At 35.7% G+C, this 11,730-nt stretch carries 5 protein-coding genes; all 5 read right to left on the reverse strand.

All coding sequences use genetic code 11. The features are described from left to right. Positions 1–12 precede the first annotated feature (12 nt). A complete protein-coding gene (locus ABI125_14815; GenBank protein ID XCF05977.1) occupies positions 13–4,338 on the reverse strand; it encodes a glycosyl hydrolase-related protein in 4,326 nt (1,441 codons plus the stop codon). 272 nt (positions 4,339–4,610) lie between these two features. Next, on the reverse strand, positions 4,611–5,486 hold the full coding sequence (locus ABI125_14820) for an AraC family transcriptional regulator (GenBank protein XCF05978.1): 876 nt from the start codon (positions 5,484–5,486) through the stop codon (positions 4,611–4,613). 434 nt (positions 5,487–5,920) lie between these two features. Then, positions 5,921–7,717 carry a metallophosphoesterase gene (locus ABI125_14825; GenBank protein XCF05979.1) on the reverse strand — a complete coding sequence of 599 codons (1,797 nt, stop codon included), beginning with the start codon at positions 7,715–7,717 and terminating at the stop codon, positions 5,921–5,923. Between the two features lie 3 nt (positions 7,718–7,720). Further along, a complete protein-coding gene (locus ABI125_14830) occupies positions 7,721–10,672 on the reverse strand; it encodes a glycosyl hydrolase 115 family protein (protein XCF05980.1) in 2,952 nt (983 codons plus the stop codon). Beyond that, the gene (locus ABI125_14835; GenBank protein ID XCF05981.1) at positions 10,665–11,729 is read right to left on the reverse strand and encodes a phosphatidylinositol-specific phospholipase C1-like protein; all 1,065 of its coding nucleotides are present in this window, start codon (positions 11,727–11,729) and stop codon (positions 10,665–10,667) included. Before ABI125_14835 ends, ABI125_14830 begins: the two co-directional genes overlap by 8 nt. Between the last annotated feature and the right edge of the window lies 1 nt (position 11,730).

Below are 11,730 nucleotides of genomic sequence, written 5' to 3' on the forward strand. Positions count from 1 at the left end.
CTTTGTTACAAATTACATTCCTAATATATCAGATCGAAGAATTGACTCTCCTTTCTGATCTAATATCAATAATTCATTTACCCTTACCAGTCCCGCCTGATCTGCTACTCCTCCTTTAACCGGTAGTTTGTCTTTATCAAAGTAAAGCATCACACCATCAGCCAATAACGGCTCATCAAATGTTACATGAAATTTATTTCGCGTTTTCTCGTCTGGTGTATTGGTAAATTTCACCTCTTTTACATTCTCACCATTACGCACAAATACACGGAATTGTTCATGAATTGGGAAAATATCGCCATTATCAGAAATAAAAGTCAATCCACTAACTGTTTTTAATTCTCCCAAGTTAACGCCCAACCAAACATCTTTTGGTTCTTCTTTGGTATTACCAAATTGTTTTGAAACCCAACCACTGTAATAACTACCATCGGTTGCTTTTAGTGAATTAAAATGACCATTATAATCGGACTGACTAATATTTTGGTTAACGTTTACGAAACGACGGTATCTATAAGCCAATTCTTTGGTGTTTGCCTTATAAACCTCTACATTAATTACACTGGCTTCTGTAATTTCGAATGGCGCAGAATACTTTTTAGCTTTGGTTGTATTTGTTCTGGTTTCAGTAGAATAATACATATCGTATCCCGGTTCACTGCATTGAATGGTCACTTTAGCTTTTGGCCTGAAAGTTTTAAATTCTTTCGTTGCAATGTATTCATGCTTAATTTCTACAGGTACTTTTTCCATATAAACATATGCAGCATCAGAATACTCTCCTACATTGCCACCATTATCAACTGCAGCCACTTTGTAGTAATAGGCTGTATTTACTTTAGCCGTTTTATCCTCGAACATCTGTCTGTTTAATTCAGAATTACTGTAGGTATAATGAAAGCTGAATGTGCCTTCTGAAGGAACAAGAGTGTTAATCAAATTGCTTTTGTTGGGAACAAAATCGGCAGATTCACCTCTGTGAATAAGATATTTATCTACGTCTTTTTCAAAATTGGAATAAAACCAAAGGTTAATAAAATCTTCGGGAGCTAATGGCGAAACATGTACGGTGTAAACGCCTTGTACTTTATTTGGTTTGGCATCGGCCTCCTCTGTTTTTAGTGTAGTACATTTAATTACCTGTGAAGCAACACCACGGTTATTAAATTTATCAACAGGCTCAACTTTGTAGTAATAGGTAGTATTAGGCTCTACTCTTTTATGTCTTCCTCCAGCATAGTCCAATACCGTTTTATCCAAATACGAAGTTCTTTCTGAATACCCTAAATAATTAAGCGCATTCAATTTAAAATCTGGGGTTTTGCTACGATATATATTGTAAAAACCAGAATTATCACTCTCCCAACTAAGTTTTACTTCTTCGTTTGAAACAGCCAATGCAGTTACATTACCAACAACAGGTTTTTCAGCAGGTTCGCTTAACAAGCGAATGGTTTTTATACCATGCCCGTTGATATTAAATTCTACTTCGTTATTAGAAACTGCTATTTCTTCTTCATCATTTTCCAACAAATTTAAAACAACTGCTTTACTAATGTCTTGATTTAAATTGAGTTTCATTTTAACTTTCGAATCTTTGCCCGCCAGTTCAAAAAGACGAACAACCAAACCATCGCCGTTGGCTTCTGCCTTTTTAAGGGTACTGATAACAACATTATCTTTATCGGTAGATAAGAATGATTGTTTAGACGGAAGTTTGCCTTCTTTATTTTTTTCAATGTACTGCGAAATAATTGGGTTTGAAGTTTCCCAAGCAAACTGGTATGCCTTTCCTCCTTTCCAGTCGCCAGAATGACTACGAATAGAAAAGGTATAATTTTTAACGCCTGGCTGATCTACCTTTACGTTGGTCTGGAAGAAGTTGTTCATCAAGTACAAAAACATGTTACTGTTTTTTGGTTTAACAATCTCTTCTTTAGGACGACGCCCGTCATTGTTCCAATATACTGGACGAGGATAGCCATAGTTGATACAGTTGGTTTCAATGGTAGAAAGGGTTACACCAAAGTCATCGTTAGAAGCGTCGGCAAAATGTTGAATAGCATAGAATGCAGACTCTGAAGCTTCAAATTGCAATTCTTTGTTACCGGGCTGAGTAACTGCTCCCGACAATTCATGATGGTGCTGATAGTCGGGCACCGAAACAGGTACTGCACAAAAAGCAGCTTCTTTCATATAACGGTTCCAGCCTCCAGTAAGCGCTTCTCCATTCGATAATTTATCTACCTCTAGAGCAAAGTCAATTTTCTTTGTTTTATGGTGAACGTAAACCACCAACTCAACCTTACCTGTTAAATAAGCATCTTGACTAATATGAATCTCATCCAATACGTCTCCTTTGAAGTACTTCATGCCGGTAAATTTCGTATTCTTCCATTCGCCACTAAAGTGGTCGTAATGTATATATTCTCCAAGTGCATATGGAGAGTTTTTATCGATAATGTTTTTACCTAACTGTTTATCAACCACATCAGAAATAATGTTTTTTGTTCTGTCAATCGAAATTTGATAAAAGTCATTTTCTATAGAATTTGCCTCACTAATTGATGAACTACTGTACCCCGCTTTTTTAGTTTTCTTAATAGTGTAAGACTTATACCCCATCGAAGGAATATTTTCGGCATAAAAAGCAAATCTGCCATCCATCAATTTTTGTACCTGTATTGGCTTTTTTGTATCAGCATCGATAATCTGAAATTGCTCTAACGGCACCTCGTTAGCTTTAAAATACACCAACTCATTACGCTTCCAGTTTAGAGGATTGTAAACTACCAACGCACTTTTTTTCGATTGAATTTGCGAACCAATTTTTTGAAGAGAAACACTTAATGCCTGCTTGTTTATATCAATGGCCTCGTCTACCAATTTTTCGTGCATTACATTTTCGGTTTCGTAATATTTATGATTTCCCCCGTCAATAGCACCGTTGGTATGCTCGTGATACATTATCATGCGGTTATAGGCCTGGAACAATTCCTTTTCAGGATATTCACCTCCCAATGTCATAGCTATACTGGCCAGTTTTTCGGTGGTAGGAATTTCAGAACTAGCTTTACGAGCTCTTGCCAACAGGTTGGCATCAATAATTTCCTGATCGTTCCAGCTGTCAGGTGCATCTTTAGCTGTTTCCTGAATCATGCCTGGTTTCAACTGCTGAGCAATATCATCGAAATAGGAGCTTAATACAGAACATCTAAATTTAGGATATTCGTATTTTGAATTCCACTCTTTAATGTTATTGGCATTCTGCATAGATGGGATGGCAAAGTCGTGACTATCGTAAGCCAGAATGCAATCGAACTTCCAGTCTAAATCGACATGGCGGTTAATTAAATACGAAACACCATCTAAATCCCATTTGGCAATTTTATTGGGAGAATAGTATGAATCGGCTTTACATAATGGAGCTTTCTCATTATCCCCATCGGTACTCAACCATCTAAAAACAGGTTGATCCATCATATCCTGCAAGTTGTTAGGGTGGTTACTACCATGCATAAAATAAGGAATATCCGCTTCTTTAAGATATAAAGGCCATGTACGGCTAACGCCTGTGACATCATTTATCAAAGCCACTTTAGCGGGGTCAATATCCAGCATATCTTGCACATAGCGGTTAGGAGTGTAAAAACTACGTGCCATCATTTCGTACCCCACCATTTGCGTAGAGATGGTGTTATGGTTTGCAATAATCTCAATACGCCCTTCCTGTATTCTGCGTTCAAACTCATTAATCTTTTCTGGTGTTTGCTTAGCCATCCAGCGAATGAGTGCTTCACTAGTTTCTACATTCCATCGGAATTGGCTGTTTTTATCCCAACCATCAGTATTGCGGCAATAAACAAGGGCTGTATCTATTTCGCTTTCCCGAACCGCTTTTCTTAGGTTTTGGTAGTAGGTGATAAAGCCTAAATCATGATGTGAAACAGCAGCATAATAAACCTTCCACTTTTTTTGTGGCTCCCAAGCAAGTGTTTTTTGCGCTATGATTTTACCTCTGCTATTTAACAGTTCTAAGTTAACTTTAGTTGCCTTATTTATATCAGCAATCATAATATCATGTATCGAACTGCCTTTTTCCAGAGTGCCTAAATCTTGGTAATAAGCCTCTAAGCCTTCTACCTCAATTTTTAGTTTTATTGGAGTTTTGTTTGTTTTATTGTCAATACTAAGTTTTACTAACTGTTTAAGAGCTTCTCCTTTTTCTACTTTAGGAAAGAATGGTGTTGGTTTTACATCAGTTATTTCAATTTTGGAGTTTTGAGCACTTAATGAAAAGCTTAAAACTAGAACAACTAAGATGAAAAGATTTCTCATAATTTTCATTTAAAATTTATACTTATAAAGATTAGTTTTAAAAACCAAACAAAAATATCTGAGTTTAACAATACATTTGAATTAGCTAGAGCGCCAATTCATTAGCATTATATGAAAGGAACAAATAGTTTAGTGGTTTTTAATTGGCTGAATAATAAATTTTATTCTTTGTAAAATTAAGCACAATAAGAATATAATCATGATATTAAAATCACTAATAATGAGTCAATATTAACATTGATTTTAGTCGGTTGTTGGGGATTCTATTTTAACTAAGCATTGACTTTTAAAAATTGACTTGGAGTGAGCCCATTATTTATAGCTTTAAACTTTTTGTTGAAGTGTTGAATGGTGGGAAACCCTGAGCGTAGTGCTATGGTGTTTATAGATTCTTTTTTAGACTCTAATAAAAGCCGCTTTGCATAATTAATGCGATATTCATTTAAGAAATCAAAAAATGTTTTTCCAGTTTTTTGTTTAAATAAACGACAAAAAGATGGTTTGGTTAAACATGCTAAATCTGCCATTTCCTGTAGCGTGATTTTATCTTTAAAATGTGTTTCAATGTGGTTAAACACCCTATTTACCAATCCGTGGTCTTTTCTTGTTAATTGTGGTAAATACCCTGGGCTTGCTAATAGCTTATAACCTTCGGCTTCTGTTAATTTAAATAATAAGTTAAATACAGATATCCATCTTCTAAGTCCTGTTTTGTCGTTAATTTCCAAAAACAAAGGTTTAATTTCCGCACTTGTTTTTTGGGAAAATGAGATACCTCTTTGTGCTAGTGCAAAGAGCTTAATTAACGGTTGTAATTCTTGAGCATTTTTAAACATATTGTCTATCATATCTGGAGGAAATTGGAGGGTAATGCGTATGCTTCTATTTAAATTTTTGTTTTTAGCAGCAGTCTCTATACTATTATTTACCCACATATGTGGTAAATTGGAACCTACCAAAACTAAATCGCCAGCTTTAAATCTAGATGTATTATCCCCGATATATCTTACCCCTTCACTTTCTAATATTAATGTTAATTCTAGCTCAGGGTGAAAATGCCACGGCATATCAAAATTAGGCTTATCTAAATATGTACATCTAAAAGGAGTTTCCTCATCGAAAAGAATTTTGTAAAATGATGCTTTCATTCTTTGAGTATTAACGTTTTTTAAAACATATATAAAACTAAGTATAGTTATGTTATTATTGACACAATATAAAATATTTAACGTTTTAGGCTTTAGTTAAAAAGAGTTGCCATAAAGGCTCTACACATAATATTAAGACTAGTCTACTTAAGTGATATGTCTTTAAAAAGGATAAATTAGCATGATAGCAACGAGTTTTTCATATTGAACTTATTTTAACATTTAGTTTATTGAATTAAAAGTCAAATAAATTGAAAAGGATTAAATTTACTTATCATCAAAAATTCTAATCAGCAAACCTTTGTTAGAGACAACTATGTTGTTGCTACTTCCTTTAACACCTTGAAAACAGAACTAGAATTACATCTATTTAAAAGCGTAGCATAAGCCTTAAAATATGCTCGACTTTTGTAGCTTGTCTAGCAGAACAATAGCTATTTTATTTTTTTGATTACAATTTTACTATTACTTAAATTAATACTAAAATTAGTACTTGGTGCTCCATATAAAAACTTTTTAAAAATCACACAAAATTGCAAGAAGTCATTTTCTATTTCTGACGGCTTACTAATCTCTTTAAAATGAATTAAGTAAGCCTCAATGATGCTTTTATAGTTTTCAATATTTTTTGCCCCAATATCTTGAAATGCCAACGCATCTGCAGAACGCAAGCGATACAAATCGAATAACATGTCAAAACCTGTCCAGTCCTCAAACCCTTCCAAAGAGTTTTCGTCAATTGAAACAAATTCCGCAACACTTTTCTTAGTTAAACTCAGCAAAAATTTGGTAAACGGAATGTCCCAATCGATTTGCAAAAATCTACTATTTATAAGCCCCTTTAAATGGCCTTGTGTAAAATCTTTGTAGTTTCTAGAATTTAAAATTGTTGAATCCCATAACGCATTTCCCCCTTTACTTTTCAAAAAGGCATACTCCTGTTTGTATAATGGAAAGAGTTCCTTAAATCTAGGTACACTGTCTATAACGACAGTCTCAATCTCAACCTTATCTGCGGAGACCGTTGCAATTTTATAAGCGGGAATATAGGCCGCCAATGATGGTATTTGCACATTTACCAAACTACCTGATTCGAAAGTAGCGATACCTGTATCATTTATATGCATGTGTCCTCCAAAATGTACTTTTACCCCTGTTTCAATAAAAGCTTTGGCTACGGCTTCGTCTGGTACACGATGGAGTTGCATTTTATCTTCTCCTAGCAATAATCGTATATTTTCTGATGCACCATCATTAAATTCTACCATTGGAAAATGACTAAAAACAACCAATTTTTTATTCAGTATTTCGGCGCGTTTAGTTACAGTCTTTATCCATGCTATTAGGTGGGTTTTGTGTGATAACACATTGTTATAGCCAATACTAGCACTGCTAAAGTTATTGGTATCTTTGGGCACATACACATTAGCATCAATGGCTAAAAACCAAATTCCTTCTTCAGGTTCTACCAAATAACTCACATCAGGAATTTGGCTTCCAAAAGGTGGTATCTCATAATTTCTGTTTGATAAATCGGCTTGTTTTAGAGCATCACGAAATTGATAATTTTCGTAACTATAATTAGTAAACGGAGTTTCCCAGTACACATCGCTTTGTTTTGGATAAAAACCAAAATCTTTTAACTCATTTAGAATGTCTTCGTAGCCTAATTTTGCAATATCTTTTGTGAAAACAGGTGCTAAAGCGCTGGAATCTTTTGCTTTGTATATCTCTTCGGAACTAAATATAGGTTGCTGTTTTCCGCCTTCGCCTATAAAATCATGCTTGCCCGCTTCTTGGTAAAATGGGCGCACTGGGTCGTGATTTCCCGTAGTTAAAATGAACTTGATACTATGTGCTTCCGAATACTTTTTTAAAATCCGTTTTAAGCCCTTAATATTCAGCATTTGCCCATCATCACTAAAATCTCCGGGCAATACCACGTATTTAATATTTTTGGATACTATATCGTCTAAAGCCGACAAAAAGGCAAAGTAGTTCTCATTGAACAACCGCGTAGATTGTAACTGAGACTGCATGGTTCTGGCTAGTGTAAAAGTATTAGTTTCAGGGTTTAAAACTCCTTTATAATCACTATCTGAAAAACTACCATAGATATCTTGCAAATGCACATCGGCCATAAAGGCTACTTTATAGCTTGTATCATCCCTTTCTTTTTTACAAGAAAAACATAGCAAGACTACGAATAAAAGGATGAATTTATGCAACATTAATTATTTCATTTTGGTTTCTGAAGGAAAGGCATACGATGTTTTCCAACCGCCTAAATCAATCAAAATCTGGTCTAACATTACTCCGGGGTCTACCATCCAAATCTTTAATTTATGCTTTCCAGCTGTGTTTACAATTTGCTTAACGGATTGTACCGATGCATTTTTTAACACATTTTGCTTCCAAGTTTCACTTCGTCCAAAGGTTTGAAAATCAACTATTACAGGTTCTGCATCATCTATAGCTACTGCACAACGCACACCCGTATCATTATTAAAAGCGTGGGTTGGCACAGCCTGTAAAAACACATCTACCTCTCCAAAATTAAAAGTATAAAAATCATATTCTAAAATAGGACTATTTTGTTTTATGGCTTCAACGGTGGTTTCAGAAGTTGCGCTTCGCGGAAGTGCCACACTTACATTTCCTGTATAACCTAGTCCAGAAAAGGTGGCCCATTTAGCTTCCTTTCCGTCTATTTTTCTAGTGAAATTTTCAGCGTTTATTGAGATAAAACCTTTGTCTTCAACAAAACCTTTATAATTTTCTAAATCTTTAAACTTTGGATTGAAAACCGAAACACCAAGCGTTGTAGTTTTGTTTTTGGTTACTACATTTATAGCTGAATTCACTTTGTAACTTGGCGGTATTAATTGATAATCGTGTCCTAACGGCGCTTCCTTTTTATTTTCCCCCTGCGGTACTTTATCCCAGTCTATGGTAACCCAAATACGCTCTTCTAATTGGTTTTTATCTAATTTCCCCGAGGTTTTAGAAAGTATAATCCAATCGGCCTTAGGTTGTAATTCCCACTCCAATTCGCCTTGTCCTTTTAAGAACACATCCATGTAATATGTATTCTCTGTGTAAGCGTTAAACACCGGAAAAACATCGGCATAAGAATTTATAATCTCATCATTTACTTCCATTTGATAGCTCTCGATGGCTATTCCTAAGGTATTTGATTTTTCGGTTAATGGGATGGATGCCGTTGGTTCTGAAAACACGGGCAAATGCCTAGGCGACATGCTCATGATATGCTTCCATTTTCCATTTTGAAGCGTGTTATTAAAATAATCGGTTTCCTTTTGAATGGTTTTGTAGGCCTCTAAAGATTTCGTTGCAAAATCCTTGGCACTCTCTCGCCCTTGTGATGCTACAAAGGCATTTTTATAACTGTACAACCATTTTAAATTTAGGTTTGAAGCGCCCGAAATTGGATAATAAACGAGTTGATAAAAGGCATCTGCCCTATGGCTGGGAATATTTTTTTGAATAGACTTCACACGAGCAATTAAATCTTTATGCGCTTTGATACGCTTGCTAACCTCATCGCCATAATGGTATTGTGTCAACTCGGTGTTGCCCGATTTGGTAACAGGCTCCACACTACTCCACGCCATAAATTCTGGTCGTCTTTGAAACGCCAATTGATTGTATTGATACATCAAATTTGTAATGGCATTTGCATTACTTTTTCCAAATTCTCTAGTACTCCAATTTATATGATGTGCTCTGACGGCATCATCATTTTTAAAACTATCTATATCCCAAGCCATATCCAAAAACAGCTCGATATTATATTCATGGGGTTTGATGTCGCCACAATTTAAAATCCAAATATTTTGCGACCCAAACTCATAGGCTTTGGTCATTTCTTCCCACATTAAAACTGGGTTTGTAGAATTCAACCATAAATAATCATGTGGTCTTCCCCAATAAGAGGTGTGATAATACACGCCCGCTCCTCCGCTTCTTTTTTGCTCTTCAGCATTACTTAATTGCCGAATATACCCGTAGTTATCATCGGTCCAAACCAAACTTACATCTTCAGGTAAATCCAATCCGCTTTGGTAATAATGTAATACCTCTTTATACGGCACAAAAGCCTGTGGTTTTGTAACACCATTTTTAGAATTTGCTTTTAGAATCTCGCGTTGGTCGGTTATAACCTGTTCTAAAAGTTTTACTTGCGAATCGGTATCATCTTCCCCAACAATCATAGGCGAATCATGTTCCCCACGCATACCAACCGTGTAAATCCCCTCAAAATTTGCGGTTTCTTTAGCTCGTTTTTTAAATAAGGATTTTATTGATTCTGAATTGGTATCATATCGATAATCGCCCATAGTATCATGATTCCATTCTGCATTAATGTTGCACAACATCGGTTCTGCATGCGATGTGCCAATAACAATAGCATAATTATCGGCTACTATTTTATTTTGTGGATAGTGGTAAAATGCCTTGGTGCATTTGTGCATGGCGGGCCAAATGGTATTGGCTCGCAGGCGCAACAATAATTCAAACACTTTGGCATAGGTTTTTGGGCCTATATCTCCCGTTTCTGGCTCGTAATTTAGTGCCGACCACCGTTGCAAGCCCCAATCTTCGTCATTTAAAAATATACCTCGGTATTTTACTGATGGCGTTCCGTAGGTTTTGTTTTCAATATTAAGCACAATACTTTCTTGCTTTTCTGGAGTTACATCTGCCCACCATTCCCACGGGGAAACTCCTATCATTCTGGAAATTTCTAAAAGTCCGTAGGCCGTTCCTCTTCGGTCTGAACCAATAATGACTAATGCTTTTTTTATGCCTTTTGAAGGATTTTCAATGACCTGAATCGTGTAGGCTTCCCATTTTCCTTCAATTTGAGAGACATCAATAGCGTGTTTTTTAATGAGTTGATTGATAACTTTACTGTTCCTCAGTGTTCCTGCTACAATTTGACATGGGGCTTGCTTTTGATGTTTCACAGCCGTTTTCCCCGAAACTTTTTGGATATCGCTCGCCAAAATATCTGAAGCAATACTCACGACTTTGGCATCTTTTTTATCAATGATGATAGAAGCTACTTCTCCATTCTGAACTATTGGAAATTGAATACCATTTTGCCCCCAAGTTGTAAAACAAATAGTTAAGAATATGAATTTTATAAAGCGTTTATTCATTTTTGATGTTTTTAATCCGTTCGTAGGTACCGTCCTCAAATTTAACTTCAAATGTAGATTTGAATAACCTTGAAGGTTGATAATAATCGGTTGAAATAACTTGAGCTCCCGATGCTTTTGCTTTTTTAAATTTGGTATAATCGTTCGTTCTGGCTTCATTTGTTCCAGCATCGGCGCGAGTGCGTACCATATAACCTTGTGCTACCAATTGCTTGATATATTCAAAATCGGTAATAGGGTTGTTCACTATTCTAAAGGCCGATTCTGGGTTTCCTTCTTTACTATTCACAAAAAACACGCGGTTTTTCAGCGTATTGTCACCATTCATATACAGGCTGTTTTTATGAGCTTTTTCATCTAAAACAAACAGAAATTTCCCTTTGCATTCTTCTAATTTTGGCCAACCTTGTTTTAAAACGGCTTCTTCTAAAGTACCATGGTTTCCTCTTACATCATCGGGTCGTATTAAATCCTCTTTTGTAAATACTGAAAATATTTCAGCATCTAATTCTTGATACGCTTTCGCTGAAAAGGGAATTGGTTTGGTTAAGTCTGGTATTACCTTGTCTTTCGTATTCATTAAAATTATGATGGGCAGGTGTTCAGGATTGTTATCCGACCATTTTTTCATCGCTTTTAGCGCCTCTTTGAACAGCAAATGATGACTTCGAAAATCGATATCTTGAATATGAAATAGTTTAAACCCTGGCTGTTTTAATTGTTCTGTTTCGTCATAAGGTATTGGCGTTTCTCCCGATTGTTTTACAATGTCTAAGCCTTTTGGATTTGAAAAATGACCGCCTTCGGGGTCGTAAAACACATCGAGTTCTAAATTCCGTAAGCCAAGATTTAACTGCGCTTCTAAGGAAATATGCTCGTATTCCAATGACTTCGCTTTACTGGAATCTTTTAAAGCAAGGTAATTTAATAATGGTTGTTCAATTGCAATTTTATAGGAATTGTGGCTCCCTATAACCTGAACATCATTAAGTTTTATGGGGTGCTCTTTTGAACATCCAAAACACAGAAGCACAGCAAGAAGTACGAGGTGCTTCATA

It is taken from the genome of Tamlana crocina (genome assembly GCA_040429635.1).
In the GTDB taxonomy this organism is placed as follows: domain Bacteria; phylum Bacteroidota; class Bacteroidia; order Flavobacteriales; family Flavobacteriaceae; genus Flavisericum; species Flavisericum crocinum.